General features: G+C 58.5%; 20 protein-coding genes and 1 other annotated feature. Of the genes, 13 read left to right on the top strand and 7 right to left on the bottom strand.

Annotated elements, in window-relative coordinates:
- Nucleotides 1–256 precede the first annotated feature (256 nt).
- The 7 genes from PV407_RS21820 to sigW all read left to right on the top strand — a co-directional run bounded on the left by PV407_RS21820 (nucleotide 257) and on the right by sigW (nucleotide 9,357).
- Nucleotides 257–1,654, top strand: coding sequence for an extracellular solute-binding protein (locus PV407_RS21820; RefSeq protein ID WP_332092112.1), 1,398 nt, complete (start codon nucleotides 257–259; stop codon nucleotides 1,652–1,654).
- Between the two features lie 96 nt (nucleotides 1,655–1,750).
- Nucleotides 1,751–3,160 (top strand): extracellular solute-binding protein, encoded by a 1,410-nt coding sequence (locus PV407_RS21815; RefSeq protein ID WP_332092111.1) that lies wholly within the window; start codon nucleotides 1,751–1,753, stop codon nucleotides 3,158–3,160.
- Between the two features lie 207 nt (nucleotides 3,161–3,367).
- Nucleotides 3,368–3,675: a binding site (T-box leader), on the top strand.
- Between the two features lie 53 nt (nucleotides 3,676–3,728).
- Nucleotides 3,729–5,387 (top strand): glutamate--tRNA ligase, encoded by a 1,659-nt coding sequence (locus PV407_RS21810; RefSeq protein WP_332092110.1) that lies wholly within the window; start codon nucleotides 3,729–3,731, stop codon nucleotides 5,385–5,387.
- Nucleotides 5,388–5,464: 77 nt separating this feature from the next.
- Nucleotides 5,465–5,815: a helix-turn-helix domain-containing protein gene (locus tag PV407_RS21805; RefSeq protein ID WP_332092109.1), complete on the top strand. Its 351-nt coding sequence runs from the start codon at nucleotides 5,465–5,467 to the stop codon at nucleotides 5,813–5,815.
- Nucleotides 5,812–6,501 (top strand): ImmA/IrrE family metallo-endopeptidase, encoded by a 690-nt coding sequence (locus PV407_RS21800; RefSeq protein WP_332092108.1) that lies wholly within the window; start codon nucleotides 5,812–5,814, stop codon nucleotides 6,499–6,501. Before PV407_RS21805 ends, PV407_RS21800 begins: the two co-directional genes overlap by 4 nt.
- A gap of 420 nt (nucleotides 6,502–6,921) precedes the next feature.
- Nucleotides 6,922–7,785 carry a hypothetical protein gene (locus PV407_RS21795; RefSeq protein ID WP_332092107.1) on the top strand — a complete coding sequence of 288 codons (864 nt, stop codon included), beginning with the start codon at nucleotides 6,922–6,924 and terminating at the stop codon, nucleotides 7,783–7,785.
- Nucleotides 7,786–8,715: 930 nt separating this feature from the next.
- Complete coding sequence (gene sigW, locus PV407_RS21790; protein ID WP_332092106.1) at nucleotides 8,716–9,357, top strand: RNA polymerase sigma factor SigW; 642 nt, start codon at nucleotides 8,716–8,718, stop codon at nucleotides 9,355–9,357.
- 137 nt (nucleotides 9,358–9,494) lie between these two features.
- On the opposite strand, the gene PV407_RS21785 is transcribed toward sigW, so the two are convergent.
- A complete protein-coding gene (locus PV407_RS21785; protein WP_332092105.1) occupies nucleotides 9,495–11,051 on the bottom strand; it encodes an ABC-F family ATP-binding cassette domain-containing protein in 1,557 nt (518 codons plus the stop codon).
- Nucleotides 11,052–11,324: 273 nt separating this feature from the next.
- Here PV407_RS21785 and PV407_RS21780 point away from each other — a divergent pair, with 273 nt between their 5' ends.
- Complete coding sequence (locus tag PV407_RS21780) at nucleotides 11,325–11,531, top strand: hypothetical protein (RefSeq protein ID WP_332092104.1); 207 nt, start codon at nucleotides 11,325–11,327, stop codon at nucleotides 11,529–11,531.
- Nucleotides 11,532–11,644: 113 nt separating this feature from the next.
- Here PV407_RS21780 and PV407_RS21775 read toward each other — a convergent pair whose 3' ends face one another.
- The 4 genes from PV407_RS21775 to PV407_RS21760 form a co-directional block, all read right to left on the bottom strand.
- Nucleotides 11,645–12,478, bottom strand: a complete 834-nt coding sequence (locus PV407_RS21775; protein WP_332092103.1) for a sugar phosphate isomerase/epimerase family protein — start codon at nucleotides 12,476–12,478, stop codon at nucleotides 11,645–11,647.
- A gap of 28 nt (nucleotides 12,479–12,506) precedes the next feature.
- Nucleotides 12,507–13,478 (bottom strand): Gfo/Idh/MocA family protein, encoded by a 972-nt coding sequence (locus tag PV407_RS21770; RefSeq protein ID WP_332092102.1) that lies wholly within the window; start codon nucleotides 13,476–13,478, stop codon nucleotides 12,507–12,509.
- A 178-nt stretch (nucleotides 13,479–13,656) separates the two neighbouring features.
- Entirely contained in the window at nucleotides 13,657–14,469 is an 813-nt protein-coding gene (locus tag PV407_RS21765; protein WP_332092101.1) for a helix-turn-helix domain-containing protein, read from the bottom strand.
- Between the two features lie 26 nt (nucleotides 14,470–14,495).
- Nucleotides 14,496–16,439 carry an ABC-F family ATP-binding cassette domain-containing protein gene (locus PV407_RS21760; RefSeq protein WP_332092100.1) on the bottom strand — a complete coding sequence of 648 codons (1,944 nt, stop codon included), beginning with the start codon at nucleotides 16,437–16,439 and terminating at the stop codon, nucleotides 14,496–14,498.
- A gap of 274 nt (nucleotides 16,440–16,713) precedes the next feature.
- Here PV407_RS21760 and PV407_RS21755 point away from each other — a divergent pair, with 274 nt between their 5' ends.
- Nucleotides 16,714–17,874, top strand: coding sequence for an MFS transporter (locus tag PV407_RS21755; protein WP_332092099.1), 1,161 nt, complete (start codon nucleotides 16,714–16,716; stop codon nucleotides 17,872–17,874).
- A gap of 500 nt (nucleotides 17,875–18,374) precedes the next feature.
- A complete protein-coding gene (locus PV407_RS21750) occupies nucleotides 18,375–19,403 on the top strand; it encodes an aromatic acid exporter family protein (protein WP_332092098.1) in 1,029 nt (342 codons plus the stop codon).
- Nucleotides 19,404–19,517: 114 nt separating this feature from the next.
- Here the strand turns inward: PV407_RS21750 and nagZ are convergent, their stop codons facing one another.
- Nucleotides 19,518–20,744, bottom strand: a complete 1,227-nt coding sequence (nagZ, locus tag PV407_RS21745) for a beta-N-acetylhexosaminidase (RefSeq protein ID WP_332092097.1) — start codon at nucleotides 20,742–20,744, stop codon at nucleotides 19,518–19,520.
- A 303-nt stretch (nucleotides 20,745–21,047) separates the two neighbouring features.
- Here nagZ and PV407_RS21740 point away from each other — a divergent pair, with 303 nt between their 5' ends.
- Nucleotides 21,048–22,601, top strand: a complete 1,554-nt coding sequence (locus PV407_RS21740) for a DUF4127 family protein (protein WP_332092096.1) — start codon at nucleotides 21,048–21,050, stop codon at nucleotides 22,599–22,601.
- Between the two features lie 90 nt (nucleotides 22,602–22,691).
- Here the strand turns inward: PV407_RS21740 and PV407_RS21735 are convergent, their stop codons facing one another.
- Nucleotides 22,692–23,252 carry an AAA family ATPase gene (locus PV407_RS21735; protein WP_332092095.1) on the bottom strand — a complete coding sequence of 187 codons (561 nt, stop codon included), beginning with the start codon at nucleotides 23,250–23,252 and terminating at the stop codon, nucleotides 22,692–22,694.
- Nucleotides 23,253–23,369: 117 nt separating this feature from the next.
- On the opposite strand from PV407_RS21735, the gene PV407_RS21730 reads away from it, so the two are divergent.
- Together PV407_RS21730 and PV407_RS21725 are read left to right on the top strand one after the other, a co-directional pair.
- A complete protein-coding gene (locus tag PV407_RS21730; protein ID WP_332092094.1) occupies nucleotides 23,370–24,074 on the top strand; it encodes a gamma-glutamyl-gamma-aminobutyrate hydrolase family protein in 705 nt (234 codons plus the stop codon).
- 304 nt (nucleotides 24,075–24,378) lie between these two features.
- Nucleotides 24,379–25,086: a hypothetical protein gene (locus PV407_RS21725; RefSeq protein WP_332092093.1), complete on the top strand. Its 708-nt coding sequence runs from the start codon at nucleotides 24,379–24,381 to the stop codon at nucleotides 25,084–25,086.
- The last annotated feature ends 106 nt before the right edge of the window (nucleotides 25,087–25,192 follow it).

The following is a 25,192-nucleotide window of genomic DNA, read 5'->3' as shown; positions in this document are numbered from 1 at the left end:
GGTTTGTCTGCTGTATGCTGATGTAGGAGAGCGGAATGTTCGAACGGGCTGGCGCCAAACGTCATGCCGACGAAAAGCGTTCATTGTGCCGTGATCTGATTTACAACAGATGTAAAAAGCATAAAATCTCCCGTTTGTTCTGTCAATACTCTATTTTCATTTCGAAAGTACAGCAATCTACTGTACTTTTACAAGGGAATTCGCTATCATCGGAATAGCACGGAAATAATCAATAAAAACAGAGGCTGGATGCTGCATGACATCGAATCGGACGAAAAAGAAGCCGTACCGGCTGAACGAGATGGTCGACATCCTGCGGGACGACATCACGATACGCGGCCTGTACGCCCCGGGGGAGTTTCTTCCGTCGGAGCTCGCGCTCGTGAAGCGGTTCGGCATGAGCAATAAAACGGTCCGCAAAGGGCTGCAGACGCTTACGGAGGAAGGGCTGATCGAAAAAATACCGCGGGTCGGCAGCATCGTGTCCAAAACCGCGAAGCGGCCGGCGACGAGGCTGCTGCTCGGATCGATGCATTCGCTCGAAAGGGATATGAAGATGTCGCTGCTGCTGGAACGGTTCGGGCAGCTGCATCCCGACATCCGGGTCGAGGTCGTCCTTTTCTCGTCCGACGACTACGCGGGAGCGGTCGATACGTATTTGCGCGCCGGGCTCGTCGACGCGCTGATGATCAACGACCAGCTGTTTTGGGAAATCGAAGGCGCCTTGGGCGAGCCGCATCTCGAGCCGATGCCGGATTCGGACGACGCGTATTCGTTTTTGCGGGATTCATTCGCAAGCGGGGGGACGCAGTTTGCGCGCCCGATCCTTTTTTCGCCCGTCGTGCTCGCCTACAATAAAGACCATTTCCGCGAGGCGGGCGTTCCGGAGCCGGACGGGAGCTGGACGTGGGACGACGCGATCGCGCAAGCGTCCAAGCTGTCCGTACCCGGGGAACGGTACGGCTTGTGCTTTTATCCGCTGTCCGACAACCGCTGGCCGGTGTTTCCGCTGCAAAGCGGCGTGAGGCTCGAGGCCGATTCGGGCGAGGGCGGGGGGCCGGCGGCCCGAAAGCTGCTGGACAGCTTTCGGCTCTACAAATCGATCGTCCGCAACCGGGACGTTTTTCCCGACTATATGGCCGAGTCGAGCCGGGATTTCGCCAAGCTGTTTCGGGACGGCCGGGCGTCGATGATCTTGAGCACGTACATGTCGCTCAACGATTTTGCCTCGGTAGGTCCGGACTTCGACATTTCCGCCGTTCCGTACCGCGGGGAGCCGCGTACGCTGCTGACGACGATCGGCATCGCCGTCAACCGGTATTCGAATAAGAAGGCCGCCGCCATGAGGCTGGTCGATTTTATGTCGTCGGAAATCGCCCAGCGGCTCATTCGCGAGCGGACGCTAAGCATTCCGGCGATGAAACGGGTCGCGGACGCCCCGGTCGAAAACGACGCGCTGCCGCGCCGGCCGTCGCGGTTTCATTTATACCGCAATATCGTGCCCGGCTATCGCCGTCATCGCGACATGGGGCTGGCGCCCGAATCGTTTTACCGCTTTCGCGAGCTGCTGAAGCGGTACGCGGCCGACCTGATCGACGAGGAGCGCCTGATCGAGCGGATCGGCGGGAACGCTGCCGCCGGCCGACTCCTCTAAAGTCCGGCATGCGATCGGAAACTCGCGCCGCTGTTGTTTTGTCCGCGACATGTCATGTATACTTAGTTCATTCTGAACGTTAGAGGATGTTCGAGAGTGAGCGGAAAAACGAGTCAACGGTTGTTTCGCGCCAGGCTGGAGCGTATGACCGAGCAGTTGAAAAACGACATGATGAGCGGCGCGCTGGCGCCCGGCGACTTTTTGCCTTCCGAATCGGCGCTGGCGGAGCAGTACGGCATCAGCAACAAATCGGTGCGCCAAGGTCTCGACGTATTGGTCGGCGAAGGGCTGATCCGCAAAATTCCCCGCGTCGGCAATCAGGTGACGGAAACGGCGAAGGAGCTTCAGGCGACGGTAACGCTCGGCATCAACAGCAGTCTGGAACGCGACATGGCGATGTCCGAGCTGCTCGCTTCGTTTTCGCGCAAATATCCGTCGGTCCGCGTCCGGACGATCACGATCCCGGGCAATTCGCGCCAATTCGTCAAGGAATACGCGGAGTCGCCGTTATTGGACGCTTTCATTATCAACCATCAATATTTTCAAAGCATGGAGGAAAGCGGGCTCCTTTCCACGCTCGAGCCGCTGACTCCGGCGGAAGGCACGTACCGCGTTCTCGAGGGAGGGTTTACCGCGGACGGGGTTCTGTACGGGCAGCCGCTGCTGTTTTCGCCGCTCGTGCTTTGCTATAACAAGGATCATTTTCTGGAGGCGGGACTGCCCGAGCCGGACAGCAGCTGGACGTGGAACGATTGCATCGGGACGGCGCGCAGGCTGACGAGGCGGCGGGAGCGGTACGGCTTCGTATTTTACGTGATGTCGGACAACCGTTGGCCTGCTTTTTTGCTGCAAAGCGGGGAAGCTTTCGCCCGGGGGCCGGACGGGGGCTGCGACATCGCCGGAACGGGGCTGCTCGACGGCATCCGGTTGTGCGACGCGATCATTCACGACCGGGACATGTTTCCGAGCGTGCTGTCGGAGAGCAACGACGATATCGGCCGGCTGTTCGAAACGGGCAAAGTGTCGATGATGCTGACGAGCTATATGAGCTTGAACGAATTGAAGCATTCCGATATCCGCTACGACATTTCGACGCTGCCCTACGGGCGCGAGCCCCGGACGCTGACGGTCGCGATGGCGGCCTGCATCCGCAAAGGATCGGCCGACAAGCGGGCGGCGAAGCTGCTCGTCGACTATTTGAGCTCCGTCGAAGGACAAATGCTCATCCGGCGGCAAACGATCGGCATTCCGGCGATCAAGCCGGCCGCCGAGGCGGAAGTCGGCGAAGGGCTGAACCGGCCGTCGCGCTACGACCTGTTCCGCGACATATGGCCGACGATGCGGTTTCATCGCGACCTGAACTTGACGAGCGAAGGACTCGGCAAGCTGTGGGGACTGCTGAAAACGTACTGGTCGCACTTGATCGACGACGAGACGCTATGCGCGCAAGTGCGCGATCAGCTAAGCGATCACGTGCGTCATCGCGGCGCCGGACCGGTTCGTTAAACGCCTCAACGCGAAACAAACATCGTCCCTCCGGGGGAGGGCGGCGAAGCCGATTCGCCGCGCCCGTTTCCTTGGCGGGACGGTGTTTTTGCGTTGGCCCTGCGTGCCGAGCCGTACCGCACCCGTGGCCGCTCGGGAGTAACGCGACATGAACTCGTAGTTGACTCCCGCCGCCGGTTATGATAACTTGATTACTAATTTACCGAACGACATGCGATGAAGAGGAACAGTAGTCGAGCGCCCCGATTGGCAGAGAGTCCGCGGCCGGTGAAACGCGGATATTCGGACTTGACGAAAGAAGCCTTCGAGCACCGGACCGAAAGAAGGAGTACGTCCGGCGGGAGTTCCCGTTACAGAACGACGCGATCGGAACAAGGGCGAACGTTCGCCCCGAAGGGATGCGGGTGCGCGCAGCTTCGTCCCGCTTCGACTTTGTCGTTTTTCTTGTCGCGATCAAGCGGGTCGTAACGACCAATGCAGGTGGTACCGCGGAAGCCGAGCCTTTCGTCCTTGTCGGATGAAAGGCTTTTTGCGTTTTTACATTCGCTAACGAAAGGAAGAATCGACCATGACCAACCGAACCGAGCTCGCCGACCTGCTATTCCCGGAGGTGAACGTCAGCCCCGGGCAAATCGAGGCCCGATACCCGCCGAGGGCGCTTGGGCCGGGGGCTTGCGTAACGAGATTCGCGCCGAGTCCGACCGGATTGATGACGATCGGGGGACTGTACGCGGCGATGATTTCCGAACGGATGGCGCATCAGAGCGGCGGCGTTTTTTACGTGAGAATCGAGGATACGGACAAAAAGCGCGAGGTCGAAGGGAGCGCCGCCGAATTGCTCGAATCGCTGAAGCGGTTCGGCATCGCCGTCGACGAAGGTCCGGTCGGAGCCGGGGGCACGGAAGCCGGGAGCTACGGACCTTACCGGCAAAGCGACAGAGCGGAGCTGTATCGGGTTTGGATCAAGCGTCTGATCGCCGAAGATTTGGCGTATCCGTGCTTCTGCACCGAGGACGATCTGCAGGCGATCCGGGACCGGCAGCAGGCGGCGGGCCAAGCGACCGGCTACTACGGCGAATGGGCCGTCCATCGCGGCATGACGGTCGAGCAGGTCCGCGACCGGCTGAACGACGGAAGCCCGTTCGTCATCCGGCTCAAATCGCCCGGCTCCGGCGATAATCGCGTTCGCTATACCGACTTGATCAAGGGCGATATCGAGCTGCCGGAAAACGATCAAGATATCGTGCTGCTGAAGGCGGACGGCATTCCGACTTACCATTTCGCCCATGCGATCGACGACCATCTGATGGGAACGACGCACGTGTTCCGCGGCGACGAATGGCTGTCATCGGTGCCGATTCATTTGCAGCTGTTCGAGCTGCTCGGCTTCCGCAGGCCGGAGTACGGACATCTCGCCACGCTCATGAAAATGGACGGCGCATCCAAGCGCAAATTCAGCAAGCGCAAAGACCGCGACGCGTCCGCGCAATATTACCGGAGCGAAGGGTATCCGAGCGAAGCCGTCCGCGAATATTTCATGACGCTGATCAATTCCGATTACGAAGAATGGCGTCTCGCAAATCCGACCGAGCCGTTAACGGCGTTTCGAATCCGTCCGGACAAAATGAACGTTAGCGGCGCGCTGTTCGACATGAACAAGCTGATTGACGTGAGCAAGGACGTCGTCGCGCGTTTCGGCGCGGAGCAGGTGTACCGTCAAACGACGGAATGGGCGGAAGCGTACGATCCGGAGCTGTTCCGCTGGCTGCGCGGCAACGAACGCTATGCGGTCGACATTTTCGCCATAGGCCGCACGCCGGACAAACCGCGCAAAGATATCGCCAAATGGTCCGACGTGAAACAGACGATCGCCTTCTTTAACGACGATTGGTTCGACCCGGCCGCGGACGGCGTTCCGCTCCCTTCCGCCGTATCGATCGGAACCGCCAAGCGGCTCGTGCGTTCGTTTCTCGACACGTACGAATTCGCGGACGAACGGGACGTCTGGTTCGATAAAGTGAAACGGGTCGCCGAAGCGCACGGTTTCGCCAAAGAGACGAAGCAGTTCAAGAAAAACCCGGAATCGTACGCCGGACACGTGGGCGACGTGGCGGCCGTCATCCGCGCCGCGCTTACCGGCAGACTGCAGACGCCCGATCTGTTCGACATGATGCGGGTCATGGGGGAGAATCGGGTGCGAAGCCGTCTTGAAGCGTTCGCGGGCTAAAAAAATGCAGCACTCCCTAGTTGACAAAACATTCAACAACATGGCATACTTCATCTTAACGGGAGGAAACGATTTCCATGAGCGAATTCGGCGAATTGCTTCGCAGCTTGCGCAAACAAAACAAAATAACGCAGAGGCAGCTCGCTTCGCTCGTCGGCATCGATTTTACGTATATCAGCAAAATCGAGAGCGGCACGATGGACCCGCCGGCCGAGGACAAGCTGATCCGGATGGCCGAGGTGCTGCGCGTGGAGCCCGAGGAGCTTATTTTATCGGCCAAAAAGGTGCCGACGACGTTCCAGAAGCTGATTACCGAAAACAGCGACGTTCCGATCTTTTTGCGCAAAGCTTCGCATTTGTCGCCGAAGCAATGGGAGAAAATCAAAGAAATTATCGGAGCGGACGACGACGGGGAAGGGAAACGATGAGCCGGACGGCCTATATCGCCCGCGAGCAGATGGAACGCATTACCGAGCGGATTTTGACCGATTACGGCTTCGATCCGTACGACAAGAGCGTACGCCCCGTTCCGATCGAGGAAATCGTGGAGTTCCATTACGATTTGCAAATATGCTGGGAGCCGATCGACCGGCTGGACGAAGACGGCATGGTCATGGCGGCGATCATTCCGGAACGAAGACAGATCATTTTGAACGAAACGCATCGCGATTTGTTCGACCGGAAAATCGGCACGTACCATTTTACGCTGGCGCACGAGCTGGGCCATTGGGTGCTGCATGCGGCGGAGCGGCCCCATTTGCGAACAGGCGGCAGAAGATCGGAGGAACGGGCGGACGAATCGTCGTTCGTCTACTACTGCCGCAGCAGCTCGCGGAAGCCGATCGAGGAAGTGCAGGCCGACCTGTTCGCCGGCTGCTTGCTCATGCCGCAGCCGATGATGGCCAGGGCGGTGAAGCAGCTCGCGATGCTCGGCTCGATCCGGCTCCGGCATTTATACGGATTGGCCGACTGCTTGAAGGTGTCCGTCTCCGCTTTGGCGGTTCGCCTCGACCAGCTTCGGCTATTGCACATCGGGCGCGACGGCGACATAATCAAACCGGGGACGGAAAGCCCGACCGCGGTCCGATACGAGCAGATGACGCTGGATCTATAATTTTTTTTGCGGCCGATGTTGAGTTGAATGTCAACACAATGTTTGCGGACGGTCGTTTTGCTGCGATCGGACGTTTACATAAATCCGATTCAATTGGAGGAATGAGAGGATGAACAGCATCATTACGTTCAGCTCGTCTTGGTACGACGAAGGATTCGAACGATTGATCGGGTCCCGGCTTCGGGACCAATTCCCGGACGTCGGGTTCGCCCATGTCCAGGATGCGACCGGAATGCGGGAAGAAGCCTGGCAGGCGTGGGAGGCGAACGAGACGCTCGATATTCGGATAAACTCGGCTCCCATCCCGAAAACGTCGGAATACGAAATTACTCCGTGGATTGCTCCCGGAGCCGTCGATCCGGATTTGTACGCTTCCGGCCTGCCCGATGCCGTTTGCGACGAGCGGGGACGTTGGTTGGAATGCCCTTCGAAAGGGGCGGTACGAACGCCCATGCGCTCTTTTATAACGCGGAGCTGTTCGAGACATTCGATGTGCCGCCTCCGACGCACGACATGTCTTGGGACGAAGTGATCGAATTGGCGCGGAACGTAACCGGCGATGTCGGGGGAACGCGCGTTTACGGACTCGATATGGGCGACTGCACGCTGCTGAAAATGCAAATGGGACTTACTTGCCTGGACCCGGATACTCACGAATCCCGGCTGCGCGAGCCGGAGTGGCAGCCGTTTTTTCGAATCGTCCGGGACGCGTACGGCATTCCCGGCGGATACCAGGAGACGGACGAAAGGCTGTTCGTTTTCGGCAAAAGCTTCAAGCGCAAAGGAAACGTGGCGATGAGCGTTCACTGCCCCCAATGTTTGTCCGGCGGCGCGCCTTTCCGGATGGGGCTCGTTTCGTTTCCGCGATACGGGGAACGAAAGCGTATGCCGTCCGGTACGCGAGCGACGTTTTTGGCGCTCCATCCGAAGTCGAAGCGGAAGGAGAGAGCGGTCGAGGTTATGACGTACCTCGCCTCCGAGCCGCTCCAGATGCATTTGGCGCGGCGGGGGCATGTCCCGGCCATTCGCCGGTCTTTATACGCCGAGCAATACGGAAGCGAAACCCCGCTCGTTTCCGGGGACGGAGGCTCGCTTTCGTGGCTGTTCGAGCAAGAAGACGAAGTATGGTTTCCCGTCGAACAAAGCAACTATGAATGGCAGGCGTCGCGGATCGTCAAGGAAGAAATGGTTCGCGCCGTACGGAAGGAAGCGGACTGGGGCGGAGCGATCGACCGTATGGAGGAACGGATCGAGGCGATGCTCGCAGCGGCGGGACCGTCTTGAAACCAGGGGCTCCGGCAAAGCCGGGCCCTTTTTCAGTAGAAAATGTATGATTCCATGTCCGACGTATCCAGTGGCTGCCGGGCAGCCGGAACAGAACGAACGGGAAAACCTCCGGTTAACTCGCCCTCGTATAGGCGCCGTTTCGAAATACCGGGAAATGCTCCAGGTAAAAAGGCGCCGAACCGGCGAAAAGCGGGGGTTGGACGAGTTTAGCGGGACGTTTTCCCGTTGTTTTGCCCGGAAACGGGAAACGAACGAAACTAGCGGGAACTTTTCCATCTCGCTTCCCCGCTTCGCTGCCATTTCGGCACAAAAGGTTCGGTTTGCACAGAAACAATCGTTCGTCCCGACCTTCGCTTAAGCGCCAAAGCCGGAGCGGGCTTCCTACTGCCGGCGGCGGGAAACGGCGAATATCGGCCCGTACGAACTGCGCCGGCGTTGTCGGGAGTGGAGCGGGCTTCCTACTGCCGGTGGCGGGAAACGGCGATACCGGCTCGTATGACCTGCTTCGGCGGGATTGGCCCTCAGTTCCAAGTATCTAACGGACATGGCGGCCGCTAATGGGCCTCATTTCGTCTTATTTTTTTTGTAACGGATACAGGCACAGCTATTTGGCGAAAAACTCCTTTTGGACGGCTGTTCGGAGCCAATAAGCGCAGGTGGTGTCCGTTACGATTGGAAAACGGCCGATTTTCGCGAAATAAGCGCCGTGGCGTCCGTTACGTTTCGGAAGCCGACGGTTTGCGCTCATCCTCGTTTTCTTACCGTTATCCCTTCGCTAAAGTCTATTTTAAGATTTCGCCGAAAGCGTAAATTTTTTTAAATCGATCTTTTCCCGGCCGGCAAGCAAGATCGATTTTAAGAAATTGCGAACGTTGTGGTATACTGGAGTCAAGGTTGAATCGGCTTTCGATTGAAGGGGGAAGCGTCATGCATGCGACGGAGGTTACGCTCGTTCGGCAGTCCCGCACCGGGGATTCCGCTGCGTTTATGGAACTGATTCAGATGTACCGGGATAAGCTGCACCGTCTCGCGTTCCGGATGCTGCACAACCAGCACGACTCCGAGGATATCGTGCAGGAAACGTTCATGCGGGTTTACTTGAATTTGAACCAGTACGACGAGAAGCAGAAGTTCTCGACCTGGATTTTTCGCATCGGCAAAAATTTGTGCATCGATTTGCTGCGCAAAAAGAAAGAAGTCCGCTCGCTCGATACCGGGTTTAACGACGATAAAGAAATCATTTTTTACGACAAGCTGACGAGCGACGAGATCGGGCCGGAAAACCGGGTGCTGCTGAACGAGTTTCAAGACCAGCTTCGCAAAGTGATCGACAAGCTGTCGGACAAATATAAAACGATCGTCACGCTCTATTATTTGAACGAGCTGACGCTCGAAGAGATCAGCGAAGTGCTCGGCCTGCCGGTCACGACGGTCAAAACGAGACTGTACCGCGGCCGGGAGCAGCTGCGCAAAAAATGGGGAATGACGCTCGCCGTCAGCGTGACGATGTTCGCCCTCGGCATGCTGTTCCAATTCGATTGGAACGGCGGCAGCCTGGCCCGGGCGTAACGATGCCGGGGCGGCCCGCCCCAAAGAAAACGAAAGCCTCGAATCCGGATCGGATCCGAGGCTTTCGTTTTTAAGATAGCGGACGTCGTTTGGCTGGAAATCGCGGTCCCAAAATAAAAGCTCCCGAAGGCTCTTACTTACAGCACCTTCGTCGTCCACGACTCGCAGTTCCAAACGTCGGTCGCGACGTCGCGGTAAAATTCCGGCTCGTGGGAAATGAGCAGGATCGTCCCCTTATACGCCTGAAGCGCCCGCTTCAGCTCGTCCTTCGCGTCGACGTCCAAATGGTTCGTCGGCTCGTCCAGCACGAGCAAGTTCGTCTCCTTGTTGATCAGTTTGCACAGACGCACCTTCGCTTTCTCGCCGCCGCTCAGCACCTCGATGCGGCTCTCGATATGCTTCGTCGTCAAGCCGCATTTGGCCAAAGCCGCGCGTACCTCGAACTGCGACATCGCGGGGAACTCGTTCCACACCTCGTCGATGCACGTACGGCCGTTGTCGCCCTTCATCTCCTGCTCGAAGTAGCCGATATGCAAATATTCGCCCTTCTCGACCGACCCGCCGAGCGGCGCGATTTCGCCGAGAATGCTGCGCATCAGCGTCGTTTTGCCGATTCCGTTCGCGCCGACGAGGGCAATCTTTTGCCCGCGCTCGACGCGCAGATCGAGCGGCTTCGACAGCGGCTCGTCGTAGCCGATGACGAGCCGTCGCGTTTCGACGACGAGCTTGCCCGACGCCCGCGCATCCTTAAAGCGGAATTCCGGCTTCGGCTTCTCTTTCGCCAGCTCGATAATGTCCATCTTGTCGAGCTTCTTTTGCCGCGACATCGCCATGTTGCGGGTCGACACGCGCGCCTTGTTGCGGGCGACGAAATCTTTCAGCTCGGCGATTTCCTGCTGCTGCTTTTTGTAGGCGGACTCGAGCTGCAGCTTCTTCGCCTCGTACTGCTGCTGAAACACGTTATAATCGCCGACGTACCGGGTCAGCTCCTGATTTTCCATATGATAGATCAGATTGATGACGCTGTTCAAAAACGGAATGTCGTGCGAAATGACGATAAACGCGTTCTCGTAATCGTTCAAATACCGTTTCAGCCATTCGATATGCTGCTCGTCCAAATAGTTGGTCGGCTCGTCCAGCAGCAAAATGTCCGGCTTCTCCAGCAGCAGCTTGGCGAGCAGCACCTTCGTGCGCTGGCCGCCGCTCAAATCGTGAACGTCCCGGTCGAGGCCGATCTCTTCGAGCCCCAGGCCGCGGGCGATTTCTTCGACCTTCGCGTCGATCATATAAAAATCGTGATTCGTCAGCGTATCTTGAATCGTTCCGACATCCTCGAGCATTTTCTCCAGCTGCTCCGGCGTCGCCTCGCCCATTTTCTCGTACAGGCCGTTCATTTCCGCTTCCAGCTCGAATAAATAGGCGAACGCCGTCTTGAGCGCGTCGCGGATCGTCATCCCTTTTTGCAGCACGGCGTGCTGATCCAAATACCCGACGCGCACCCGCTTCGCCCATTCGATCTTCCCTTGGTCCGGCTGCAGCTTGCCGGTCACGATGTTCATAAATGTCGATTTGCCTTCGCCGTTCGCTCCGATCAGTCCGATATGCTCGCCCTTCAGCAGCCGGAACGAGACGTCGTTGAAAATGGCCCGGTCGCCGAAGCCGTGGCTCAAATGTTTTACGGTTAATATGCTCATAGTGCACCCTTTTAACAGAAATGGTAGTCAGCCCGCGCTACTCACCTATTATAGTCCGCGCCGCGCCGCAAATACAATGGTTATGCCGGCCGGACGAGAGCCGCTTCTTGCGCGGGTCCGGTCCGTCATTGCGGCTCGTCATAACGGAGGTATGAAATGGCAGCCGTTTCCGGTTCATAAAACGTTCATATGGCGAGCGGTTTATTTTCGGCGGTTCTGCTGTACAATAGAAGGATAGTCGGACCATTACGAACGGAAAGGCGGGCGATTGCCGTGAACGCGCCGGTTGTAGTCCTTCTGATCGCCTTGATTGCGTTTGCCGGCATCGCGACGGTGTGGATCGGAAACTCGAAGCAAAATAAAGAGGGGAATCCGCAATACGATACGAGGACAGGGAAAAACACGCTTCGTTTGACGCTGTTTTACGCGGCTGCGACGCTGGTCGCCTGTTTGGCGCTTGTCTGGTACATCGTGCGGTAAGCAAGCGGGGGAGGAGCGTCGAAGCTCCGAACGCCGAATCGCGACGACGGAAGGCTGATGCAGGACAAAAAAACGGAGCTGCCGGGGCAGCTCCGTTTTTTTGCGCAATTTTTTTAGCCGGCTTTTCCCGATATAATGGCGTCAAGCTGCCGGGCGGTGTCGTACACCGCTTGATACGGGTTGGAGCCGTAAATGCCGATTTCGGCGGTCAGCGTATCCGTATAGCCGATTTCGTTCAAGGCGGCGACCACTTCCGGCCAGTTGACGTCGCCCGCCATGAGCGGGACGAAGCCGCCGTGGTTGCCGACGGACGTTTTGAAATCTTTGACGTGCACTTTGAAAATGCGGCTGCCGAGAATGCGGATCCATTGCTGCGGGAAGCCGTACAGCAAAATGTTGCCGACGTCGAAGTAGACGCCGACATTCGGCGAATTCAGCTCGTCGACGTACCGTTTCATTTCGAGCGGTGACAGCAAAAATTTGTTCCATACGTTCTCGACGGCGATTTTGACGCCGCGCTTCTCCGCCTCTGGAATAAGCTTCTCCAGCTCGCCGCGGCTGTTCTCGTAGCACGTGTCGTACGACGACGTCGCGTTGACGACGCCGGGCACGACGAGCGCCGTATCCGCTCCGATGCGCTCGCACAGCTCCAGCTGCTTCTTCACGACCGCGCGTCCCTGCTCGCGTACGGCCGGATCGGGCGAAGACAGCGGATTGCGGCCCATCAGCCCGGTCGAGACGCTGCGCAGCTTCAGGCCGTAATCGCCGGCGAGCTTCGCGATCGCATCGGCTTCGGCCGGGGTCGTTTCCATCGTGAAGCCGGCCGGCGCGCCTGCCGCGTACACGTTCAGCTCGACCGCGTCGAAGCCGGCGTCGCGGCTTATTTCGAACAGCTTCGGAAGCGGCGTTCCTTCCGGAAAGCACCACTGGTTGACGCTTTTCAGCATATTGGACTCGTTCCTCCCCGTTACGATGTCAGCCGGCGGCTACCGGATCCGCGACGAATTTCGTTTCGCCGAAGGCAAGCGTTGCCCCGAGCGTTTCGACCGCTTCCGCGAAGCTGCCGAGCACGAGCTCCTGCCGGCCGGTCCGGATCGCTTCGATAAAGGCGCGGTCCTGCTCGAGATAAAAGTCGGTTTCGCATTTTTCCGTCGTTTTTTGATCGGCGTCATGGATCGTCAGCGTATGGCCTTTAATCGCCAAGTAGTAGCCCGGTCCGAATATTTCCACGTCGCCGCGGCCGAAATGAGGCGATACGCTCGTGTTGGCGAACGAGCCGACCGCGCCGGAGCGCATCGTGAAGCTGACGACGCCGACGTCCGGAATCGTCGCTTGCGGGTCGATGCCGCGAATGGAGCGCTGGGCGTAAAACGATTGAACCTGGTCGAACTCGCCGGCCAAATAGCGGATCAAATCGACCTGATGCGTCGCCTGCTCGACGATTTGACCGCCGGACTTGTCCAGCTGGGCCCACCATTTCGCCGGCGGCAAGCCGCCGATCCGGTACGAAAGCACCATGTTCACCTGTTTGCCGGCGAGATACTGCTTCGCCTTCTGCACCGTTTCCAAATACCGCAAGCAGTAGCCGGAAGAATTGATGATGCCCGATGCGGCGATCATGCCGCCGATTCGCCGGGCCGTCTCCAGATCGAGTCCGACCGGCTTCTCCGCGAGCAGATGGATGCCTCGCGCCGCGATCTGCTCTTCGATGTTTCCTCTGGCGAACGGCGGCGTGCACAAAAAGACGGCATCCACCTTGCCCGAGTCGAGCAGCTCCCGCTCGCCGGCGAATACTTCGGGACCGTAGGCGTCGCGAATTTGGGCCGCGCGTTCGGCGTTGATGTCGTATACGGCCGTCAGCTCGACGCCGTCCAATTTCCGCAGCGTCTTGATATGATGCTCCGCCATGCCGCCGACGCCGATAAATCCGATTCTTACTTTGTCCATTTACGGCTCCTCCTCGTTTGCGGTAACGTTACACGAACAAGGATAGAGGATCGGCGCGGAATTGTATTTATCGAAATGGAAACGGAATTTACGCAAAAAAACACCCGTCGAGACGGGTGTCGCAAGCGGGTGCCGCCGGGTTGCCGCAAGAAGCGGCTGCCGCCGGAAACGGAGCGGTTTACGGACGGCCTTCGTAGCCGTGCATCGTCTTTTGCCGTTTGCGCCAAAGGGACGGGGAGGCGCCCTCGACGCTTTTGAACCATTGGGAAAACGAATGGAGCCGGTGGAAGCCGACCTGCTCGGCGATCTCGTTCAAATCTTTGTCCGTCGCGCTGAGCAGCCATTTCGCTTCCTGCATCCGGCATTGCTGCTGGTACTGCTTCGGACTGAGCCGGTATATTTTCTCGAACGTCCGGCGAAAGCCGGCGACCGTCAGGCCGGTCAGCTCGGCGAGGTCGGACATTTGGACGTTGTGGCTCAAATTTTCGCGCAGGAAATCGGCCGCTTTCGTAATCGTCATCGCCTGCAAATCCGTCTGGGCGTGCTCGTGCATGTACAGCAGCAGCAGCTCGGCCCAGACGGCGTGCGTGCGCTCCCGGTCTTTCAGCGGGGAGGCGAGCACGCGCAGCCATTCGCGAAACAGCTTCTCGAACCGGTCGCGGTCGATGCGCGACATCGCGTATATGCGCGGCTGGTCGTAGCCGCAGGCCAGCTTGTCGACGACCTCCTGCAGGTCGGTAGGCATCCCCTGCAAATGAAACACCCCGAAGCGGACCTTCGTGACGGCGGCGAACCGGTGCGAAATGCCGGGCGGAATGACGACCACGTGGCCGGTTTCGATGTACACCTTGCGCTCCGGCCATTCGAACAGACCGCGGCCCTCCAAAACGATTTCGATTTCAAGCGTCGTGTTTTGATGAAAGCCGACGTCGTACCAGTCTTCATTGAACGTGCCGATAAAGCTGCGTATATGGAACGCCGGTTGTTCCATGCGTCGAACCTCCCGATACGAAAGCTTCAGTGCGATCCGTTTTTTTGCTTCTCGATCCGCTCCGCCAAATCGTTCAAATACGTCCACCGCTCGAGCAGCCGTTCCAGCTCGGCTTCGAGCCCGCGGTGACGCTCGGTCAGGCGGAGCAGCTTCTCGTAGTCGCCGCCGGCCTCCGCGATCTCGTCGGAGACGCCGCGCAGCGCCCGCTCCGCTTCGGCGATCGTGTCGTCGATCTGCTCGAATTCCTTCTGCTCCTTGAACGAAAACTTGAGCGCTTTCTCCTTCGGCCTGCCGTCGCCCGGATCGCCGGCGGCAGCGGCGGGGGAAGCGGGGGCGGGCGTCGCCGGCTTGCCGGACGGGGCGGACGGCTGCAGCTCTTCGAGCCGCTCCCGGTATTCCGAGAACGTGCCGGCATGACGGGAAAACGTCCCGTCGCCTTCGGCGACGAGCAGCGTTTGGATCGTCCGGTCCAAAAAATAGCGGTCGTGCGAGACGATCAGGACGGCGCCCGGAAACCGCTCCAAATAGTCCTCGAGCACGGACAGCGTCTGGATGTCCAGGTCGTTTGTCGGCTCGTCGAGAAGCAGGACGTTCGGCGCTTCCATCAAAATGCGCAGCAAAAACAGTCTCCGCTTCTCGCCGCCGGACAAGTCGGCGATTTTCGTCCATTGCGCCGAAGGCGGGAACAAGAAACGCTCCAGCATTTGCGAGGCGCCGATCGTCTCGCCGTCCGACGTGCGGACTTGCTCCGCCGCTTCGCGTATATACTCGATCACCCGCTTCGTTTCGTCCAGCTCTTCGTTTTCCTGCGAAAACATGCCGATTCGGACCGTAGGCCCGATGTCGATCGTCCCGGAATCCGGCTGCAGCTTGCCGGCGATCAGCTTCAGCAGCGTCGATTTGCCGGCCCCGTTCGGGCCGACGATGCCGATCCGGTCGCCGGGCCGGACGATATGGCCGAACGAGCGGATGACCTCGCGGCCGTCGTACGCCTTCGAGACGCGATCCAGCTCGACCACTTTTTTGCCGAGCCGGGCGCTGGGCAGCGCGATGTCGATCGGCGGCGCGGCCGTCTCCGGGGCGTCTTGGCGCAGCTGCTCGAATCGTTCGATTCGCGCCTTCTGCTTCGTCGACCGCGCTTTGGCGCCCCTCCGAATCCAGGCCAGCTCGCGGCGCAACAGGTTTTGCCGCTTTTGCTCGGAAGCCTGCAGCCGGGCCATTCGCTCCGCCTTTTGCTCGAGAAAGACGTTGTAGCTGCCTTCGTAGCCGTACAGCTTCCCGCCCTCCAGCTCGACGATGCGGCTGCAAACCCGGTCGAGAAAATAGCGGTCGTGCGTTATGAGCAGCATCGCCGATTTCGACCTGGACAAATGCTGCTCCAGCCAATCGACCGTCGCCGTGTCGATATGGTTCGTCGGCTCGTCCAGGATAAGCAGATCGGCGGGCCGGATCAGCGCGCCGGCCAAGGCGACGCGCTTGCGCCTGCCGCCGGAAAGCGTGCCCATGCGCGCGGCGAAGTCGTCGATGCCGAGCTTGCCGAGGATGCGCTTCGCCTCGTGCTCGACGTGCCAGGCGTCCGCGGCGTCCATCCGCGCGGTCAGCCCGAGCAGCAGCTTCTGCAGCTCCGGGCCGCTTTCGCCCTTCTCGAGCCGGTCCATGGCGCTTTCGTATTCGCGCAGCAGCAACATGAGGGGGGAAGCTCCGGCGAAAAGCTGCCCGAGTACGGTCGCCTCGTCGTCGAACGGCGGATTTTGCGGCAAATATTCGATCGTAATGCCGTTGCGGACGGCGATCGTTCCTTCGTCGGGCGGCTCCGCGCCGGCGATCGTTTTCAGCAGCGTCGATTTGCCGGTGCCGTTGACGCCGATCAGGCCGATTTTTTCGCCTTCGCCGATCGAAAGCGAGACGTCCTCGAACAGGCGCTTCATGCCGAAGCTTTTGCTCAGTCGTTCCGCGGTCAATAGATTCATAAGTTCGGGTTCCTCGTCAAATATTGTAGTAAGCACAAGCATAGCATATTTCGCCGATTTAGACACTTGTTGGGGGAACGGGCGAAAATAGCGGGACGTTTTCCGGCCGTTTGGTTCGCTGCGGCCTTTTCCGGTTCCGAACGTCGTCTGTCGCGAGCTGCTCAGGCCGCGGCGATTTGGCGTATTGACGGGTCCGAGAGGCCGTGGTATCGTTAGCACCGGAAGACGGGCCCGGCTTGCCAGTCGGGACGAACATCGGATGGAGCTGACCGGCATGAACCGCTTGCATCAGTACGCGCCTCACGTTTACTACTTCTTTTTTTTCGCGGCGGCCGCTTCGTATTCGCCGTTTCTCGGCTATTGGTTCCGCGAGGTCGGCCTAACGAATCAGCAAATCGGGGCGCTGTACGCGATCGGCCCGCTCGTCGCCCTGTTCGTGCAGCCGGTGTGGGGGCTGCTGTGCGACAAGCACGGGATCGAGAAAGCGGTGCTTATGCTGTGCAGCCTCGCCGTACCGGCGATCGCGTTCGGCTATTCGACCGGCGGAGGCTTCGCCCTGTACGCGGCGACGGCGGTCGCGCTGGCCGTGTTCAACTCGCCGATGGTGCCGCTGTCCGACGCGATCGCGGTCGCGCACGCGCAGAAGCACCGGCAAACGTACGGCGCGGCGCGGGTTTGGGGCTCGATCGGCTTCGCCCTCACGGTTTCGCCGATCGGCATGCTGTACACGCATATCGGCATTCGGCATATGTTTGCATTTTATATGGCGTTCATGGTCGTCGTGTTCGCGATCACGCTCGTGCTCGAAAAAGGCGGCGTGCGCAAGTCGGCTTCGCTGCGCGACGTCGGCAAGCTGCTCCGCGACAAAAAGTTCGCGGCGTTTTTGCTGCTTGTGCTGCTGGTCGCCTGCGGAACGCAAAGCTTCAGCGTCTTTTTCTCCGTTTATCTCGGCTCGACGGGCGGCAACGTTTCGGAAAAAATCGGCTGGCTGACGGCCGTATCGGCCTTGTCCGAGCTGCCGTTTTTCATTTTCGCCGCGCGGCTGTCGGAACGGTTCGGCTATCGCGCGATGCTGGCGGTGGGCGCCTTTACGGCGGCGCTGCGGCTGTGCATCGTTTCGTTCGATCCGCCGCTGGCGGTGCTGCTTCTCAGCCAGCCGCTGCAGGGCGTTACGTTCGCGCTCTTTTACGCCGCCGGCGTCCAATGCGCGAACGACTTATGCCCGGACGGCTGGAAGACGACGGCGCAAACGCTGTTCAGCATGGTGTACACGAGCATGGCCGTGCTGATCGCGAGCAATTTCGGCGGCTGGCTGATCGATCATGCCGGGTTTCCGCTTCTGTTTCGGATCGCCGCGCTGCTCTGCTTCGTCGGAGGGGCCGGATTTGTCGCGATGCGGCAGCTCGGCCGGAACCGGCAACGTATCGGGGCGTGAACCGGAAACGGCGTCCGGCCGGCATAGTTGGAGAATAGGGCGATTCGCAACCGCGCCTGCATCATAGAAGGCTTCCTTGACGGCTTTGCCGTTTGGGAAGCTTTATTTTTTGACGATATCTCGGCGACCGGGCGGATCCGGGGCGATGGCCAACGAACTGCAGCATGCTTATCGGCGGAAAAACGAACGTTTTCCAGGCTAACGAATCGAGACATCGTTATCGAGCCGAAAATGGAAGAAAACGAGCCGATTTGCCGGAAATAACGACAATGGAGTTCGCTGCAATTTCAAACCCCCGTATTCGAATCCGATAACGATCGCTCGGTTCGTTAGCCGTATGTCCGAAAAACCATCTCCACATGCACGCCAAGGGAGCATCCGAACGCATCTCACGAAATGTTTATGTCATATAACATGACGCTAAACAAAATGTTCGTTCCGTTCATTCGGTTTTGTGTTATGATATATGACATAATTCGTGCGGAAAGGTGGAGGTTTGAATGTTGGTCGGTCTTCGCGTCGTCAAAACGGTCATTTCAATCGCGATCAGCATTGCGGTTGCCCGTCTTCTGCATTTGGAGCCGGATCATTTCGCCGGCATCATCTCGATGCTCGCCGTTCAGCCTTCGGTGTACCGGTCGCTGAAGCATACATTGTCGCATCTGGCCAGCGCTTTGTTCGCCGCGCTGCTCTCGATTTGCGCCGCGCTCGTCATCGGAGACTATTCGCTTGTCATTGCCGGCGTCGCCCTGCTCATTATGGCCGTTCACGTCAAGCTGCGACAAACGGCATCGCTCACGCTGGCCGTCATCGTGGCCGTCAATACGATCGGAACGTCCGACGAGTTGCACGGCAACGCCGCCTATCATCAGCTCATGCTCGTCATCATCGGCATGCTCGTCGGCACGGCCGTCAATATGATCCGCAAGCCGGTTCACCGGGAACGGGAGGAAGTGCTGCTCATGAAGTCGGAAAGCATGCTGCGCACGCTCCTTTACTACATCCAGCACGATTTGATGGTCGGCCGCATGACGCCGTACAGGCCGCAAATGCGCCTGCAAATCGAGGAGGTGCGGTCTTACATCGAGTCGGGGAAAGAAATATCCGCCCTGATCCGCGAAGACCGCTGGCTGAACCGGAAAGATCCGGTCGAGCCGGGGGAGCTGTTCCGCACGTATGAGACGATGATCGAGCGCGTGCGCGATTTGGCGAAGGCGCTGCAAAAAGCCGACCTCGCCAGTCCCGAACGGCAGCGTCTTATTCGCGCGATCGGGCTGACCGTCCGGCTGCAGGAGCGCGTCATGCGCGGCCGCAAAATTCATTCCGGCCTGATGCGTAAGGCGCTCCGGCCGGAGCTGCTGCATGCGGGGGAAGGGGAATCGCCGTACGTTTTGTTTCCGTATTATCAGGCGTACGAGGCGCTGTCGGAATACGTGGAGCAGTTTACGGGCATTAACCAGACGTTTCTGTTCGTCTCGTCCCGGTCGATCGTCGAAGGCAGAGAAGCGTTTTTTCGTTTGGAGGCGTAGCCGGATCCAGGGTGCCGGGCAATCCAGTCGATATGTCGAGGTTTTGGGAGGGGGCGGCGCGGCCCCCCGACGGAACATGCATCGCAGAATCGCGTTGCTGTGCGGATCCGTACGTCACGGACCGCCGATCGCCTTTTTGAGCTCCGCGTTGATCGCGCTCTCGTCGACGGGGCCGGACGGGGCGTCGCTCAGCTTGTAGCGGTCCTTAAGCGCAAGGATGCGGTAAACGCTCCGGTCGATGGCGTCCGCCGCGATTACGCCGGATTGCGCCGCTTGCTTCAGCGCGGCGAGCGTTTGTTTCGCCTTGGCGTAATCGTGGGCGACGAGCACGATATCGGCGCCGGCTTTCACCGATTGAACGGCCGCCTGCCCGAGATCGTAATGCTTCAAAATGGCGCCCATCGTCATATCGTCGGTAATGACGACGCCGTCGAAGCCCATCTCGTTCCGCAGCAGCTCCGTTATAATGTTGGACGACATCGACGAAGGGCGGTCGGGATCGAGCTGCGGCAGCAAAATGTGCGCGACCATCACCATGTCGGCTTTCGCGCGGATCGCTTCGGCGAACGGAACGAGCTCCAGCTTCCGCAGCTCGTCCGCCGTTTTGGCGACGACGGGCAGCTCGAGATGGGAGTCGACGGAGGTGTCGCCGTGTCCGGGAAAATGCTTCGCGACGGGAATGACCCGCTTGGCGCGCAGACCGGCCATTTCTTCGGCGGCGAACGAAGCGACGACCGACGCCTTCGAGCCGAACGACCGGCTGCCGATCACCGGGTTGTTCGGGTTGCTGTCGACGTCGAATACCGGCGCGAAATTGACGTTGAAGCCGAGCGCGCGGACCTGGTCGCCGATCGCTTCGCCGATCGCCCGCGCCTTTTTGCTGTCGCCGGATTTGGCGATATCCCGGCTCGCCGGGACGGAGACGAAGGAGCCCGGCATCCGGTTCACCCGGCCGCCCTCCTGATCGACGCTCAGCAGCAGCGGGGCCGGATTGGCGCGGTTCGCCTCCTTCAAGCCGTTCAGCAGCCGAACCGTCTGCGCCGTCGATTCGATGTTCGGCTTGTATAAAATAAAGCCGCCGACGTAATCGTTCGCGATCAAGCTTTTCGCTTGCTCGCCCGCTTCCGTTCCGTCGATACCGGCAATGACCATTTGCCCGAGCTTCTGGTCGAGCGTCATCGCATTCAACTTGGTCCGGATCGGATCTTCCGGCGCGGGAGCCGCCGTTTCCGGCCGCTGCCCCGTATCCGGCGACGCTTCGTTCGGCTTGGTCGAGCCGGCGCATCCGGCCGCAAGCAGCATCGCGAGCAGCAGCGGAGCGGCGATTCGGGTCGTCCTCATTCGGCTTCACTCCTTTTCGGATCGGTTCTACTATCGCAATATGCCCATACGAATCGGGCGCAATACTTATCGTAACATAGCGGGGAAAGACAAGCACGTCGCGTCCGTTCGCGTATTCGGCTCGGATATCTGGTAAAGGAGTCCGGCGTATCCTGAAGCCGATGCGGCGCCGATTTTTATTTTAGCGGACGTCGAGGCGTCGCTTTTCCTGGCGGCGCGCACGTGATAGAATGGAGTTATTCTCCAAAGTTTTGTTCTTAAAAGAAAAAATGCTCTATATCATCATGCGCTAGGAGAGACATCATGCCCAAAATCGTATACGTTCCGCTCGACGAAAGGCCGTGCAATTACCGCTACCCGCAATATTTGGCTTCCATGACCGACCTGACGCTGGAGGTGCCCGACATCGGCCTGCTCGGGCGCAAAAAGACGCCCGCCGATACCGGCGCCGTGCGCGACTGGCTGACCGGCGCCGCCGAAGGCGCGGACAGTCTGATCGTGTCGATCGACATGCTCGTGCACGGAGGCATCGTCCCGTCGCGGCTGCACCATACGTCGGAAGACGTCTGCAAAGAGCGTCTCGGCGTACTTGCCGAACTGAAGCGAAGCAATCCCCGCTTGCGCATATACGCGTTCAACCTGATTACCCGCGTGCCGGCGTATTCCAGCTCGGAGGAGGAGCCGGACTACTATGCGGATTACGGCAACGAAATTTATACGTACGGCTGGCTGACCGACAAGGCGGAGCAGGAGCGGCTGGACGAAGCGGAGACGGCGAAGCTGGCGTCCGTGACGGCGGCGATTCCGACGGAGGTGCTGTCCGACTTTTTAACCCGGCGCGGGACGAACGCGTTCGTCAACCGGGAGACGATGAAGCTGGTCCGCGACGGCGTGATCGATTTCCTGATCATCCCGCTGGACGACAATTCGAAGTACGGCTTCAGCCCGATGGAGCAGCGCAAGCTGTCGCTGCTCGCGGAGGAGCTCGATCTCGGCGACAAAATCATGATTTATCCGGGCGCGGACGAAATCGGCTGCACGCTGTTCGCGCGGGCGTTTTGCGAGGCGAAAGGCTACGTGCCGAAAGCGTTCGTCCGCTATTCCTCCGTTCACGGCCCGTTCGTCGTGCCGAAATACGAGGATCGCTCGCTCGGCGAAAGCATCAAGTCGCATTTGACGGCGGCCGGAGCGGTCGCTCACGACAATTCGTGCGGCACCGACTTCATCCTGATGACGAACTCGCCGCCCGTCGGCCAGAAGGAGATGGCCGAATGCTCGACGCCGTACGGGCAGCGGCACCGCTCCTATTTCTCGGAAACGAACACGAGGGAGTTCGTCCAGGCGATCCGCCATTACGTTCGCGAAGGGCATCTGGTCGCGTTGGCCGACGTCGCCGTCAGCAACGGCTCGGATCATCCGTTCATGAAGCTGGTCAGCCGAGCCGGCCTGCTGCACGACATCGCGGCGTACGCCGCGTGGAACACGTCGGGCAATACGATGGGCACCGTCGTCTCCCATGCGGTGATCGAATCGTATTATCGCGGGCGCGAGGGCGATTCGGCCGAGCGGCTGAACCGCAGCCGGGCGTACTACTATTTCCGCCTCATCGAGGATTGGGGCTACCAGGCGATCGTGCGCAAAGACGTCATCCATAACGAGCTGCCGAAGCTCGGAGCGAGCTATTACGAGCTGACCCACGTGCAGGACGAAGTGTACGCGGTCATCCGCGCGAAGCTCGAGCAATTTTTCGCCGAATACGTACAGGAGGGCTGTCCGGGGCGGGTTCGGATCGAGGACGTGCATTTGCCGTGGAGCCGCATGTTCGAGGTCGGGTTCGACGTCGCGCTGGAACAATAAGATTCAAGATCGTTCGTAGGTGCGGGAGAGCGAGCGATCAAATCGGGGAATTCGGGACGGTGCGCGCATCGCCCGGTTCCCTCTTTTTTTCTACAAATCAAACCTTTGCTTGATCATGTCGGCGACCGCCTCCGGGCTCAACGTCGAATTGTCGATGCGCATGTAACGGGCTCTCCGGATTTCTCCGTCCCGGGAGTTCAGCCGTTTTTGTTCCATCGACTGCTTCAAATCCCGTTCGGAAAACGCGAGATCCTGTTTCGTCGGCTTGTGCAGCAGTCTGTGCGGGCTTTTATTGCGTTCCAGCCTGATTTCCGGATCGGCCTCCAGCTCGACAAAATAAACGTCGCCGCCCTTGGACTCGAATATGCGGCATACTTCCTCGACATAATCCCAATCGGCCCGACTGTCAAACGACCAGACGTAGGTGAAAATCAAACCGTCCAGGTCGCTGTTCGCCACTTCCTCGAATATCGCGCGGCGGATCAGCATCACCAGCCGTTTCCCGGGCGCCGTGCCGTAGCTGAAAAACGGGGCGACCAGCTCGATGCTCATATGATTGTGGAACAGCTTCAAGCCGGTTCTTTTCGCCAGCTCCTGACCGACCGTCATCTTCCCGACGGCCTGCGGTCCGAACAGCAAAACGAATTTCATCGTACCGGTCCCTCCCCTTTGCTTCATCTTTTACATCTTGGAAACAGTTTACACGATCCGGGGCATCATGTATAACCAAATTGAGTGGAACGATCGAACGACGCGGAGGGGAAACGGATGAAACCGATCATTGCCGTAACGGCCAATTGCGAGGACGAGTATGCCGGACTTAAGCATGCGTATTCCGAATGGATTTTGAAGGCGGGGGGCATTCCCGTCATCGTGCCGTTCGGGCTGGGAGATGAGGAAGTCCGGACGCTGTGCGGAGCGACGCACGGCCTGCTGCTCAGCGGCGGGCCGGATATCGATCCGGACTATTACGGCGAACAGCCGCTGCCGCAGCTCGGGCGCATTACGCCCGAACGGGACCGGCAGGAGCTGCTCCTAATCCGCGAATATATGGCGGAGCAGAAGCCGATCTTCGCCATTTGCCGCGGGCTTCAAGTGCTTAACGTCGCCTTGGGCGGCAGCTTGTACCAAGACGTGTACTCGCAGTGCCGGGCGCTGAAGCACAGCCAGAATGCGCCGCGGAGCCATTTGTCCCACCGCGTCCGGGCCGAGGCGGACAGCAGGATCGGACGCATAGCCGGCGCGGCCGAATTCAAGACGAACAGCTTCCATCACCAGGCGGTCAAGGACGTCGCCCCGGGCATGCGCGTCACCGCCAAGGCGGAAGACGGCATCGTCGAAGCGATCGAATGCGAGTCCGCCCGCTTCGTCGTAGGCGTGCAGTGGCACCCCGAAGATACGGCCGGCGTCGACGACGTTTCGCGGAAGTTGTTCGAGCAATTTGTTGAGGCTTGTCGGGGGGAGCAGGCATAGTATAAGCCAGGATCCGATATTGCGGATCCTGGCTTTGTCTCAATTATATCCAAAGATAACGAGGCTCGTTCTCAGGTCTTCTGGAATGTGTTTTGTTGAGAACGTTCTTTAAAGTTTTTTGTTCCAGAGAAGTCAATGGTCCATGAGTAACAAGGGAAGAACGATTTTTTGTTTTCCGTACCGATGCCTGTAAGTCGGACGACCAAGTAATGGTTTGCATATAAACCCTCCTCAATTCGTTTCAAATAGATTACACTATTATTATACGTATTATAAGGTTAAAAATGGAAGGTGATATTTATTGATGCGAACATTTTATTTTTCAATAGGCATTATCTTTCTGTTAGCTCTGCAGCTGTGGTTCGGCTATCTTCATCTAAAGTACCCTTTCCTTGGTATATACGTTAACCAAACCGAAAGTAGTCAATGGGTAGTAAGATCGTTAGAGGATGAAGTAAAGGGATTGGATGTTCGGATTGGAGATATTATCGACAAAGTTAATGGCAATCACCCGGATCAACACATGACCATTACGAAGTGGAGAGCGGTTGAACAGGTTGATACTCTGGAGGTGATCCGGGACGGGCAGTCTATACAAGTAGGGTTAAAAGAAGTGAAAAATTCTTTGAAACGCGATGTTTTACCGATTTTGGCCGAGATTATATGTTTTTCGGTAGCGCTTCTACTCTACATAAAGGTTCGAAACTCCCGATCCGCTAAGATATTATCCATTCTGTTTCTTAATGTCGGAGTGACGTTTATGAGTTTAGCCGCCTCCGCAAGGGGGGATGGAATTGCAAAATTAATGCTAGGCATAGCTTTGCCGTGCATCGCCATTGCATTTCTGCACTTTTTGATAGCTTTTTTCAAAGAAAAGTGCGGGCTGCATTTAAAATTCAGAATGGTGTACGTCCTGTATGTATTGGTTGCCTATCAAGTGATAGTCTGGTTCTCATGGATCGGTCAACAAAATGTAAACAATAAACTATACCTAGTACTCTCTCAACTCTAATAGTATAGATTGGATGGATATGGTATATTAGTGCTAAAAAGAGGTATCCATAGATGCGTCCAATCCAAAACCCTGTTCGTTTAACGGTGGAAGAGCAAGAAAAGTT

Source organism: Paenibacillus sp. GYB003 (assembly GCF_036577625.1).
GTDB lineage: Bacteria > Bacillota > Bacilli > Paenibacillales > NBRC-103111 > Paenibacillus_AB.
This window is presented reverse-complemented; position numbering and strand designations above follow the sequence as displayed.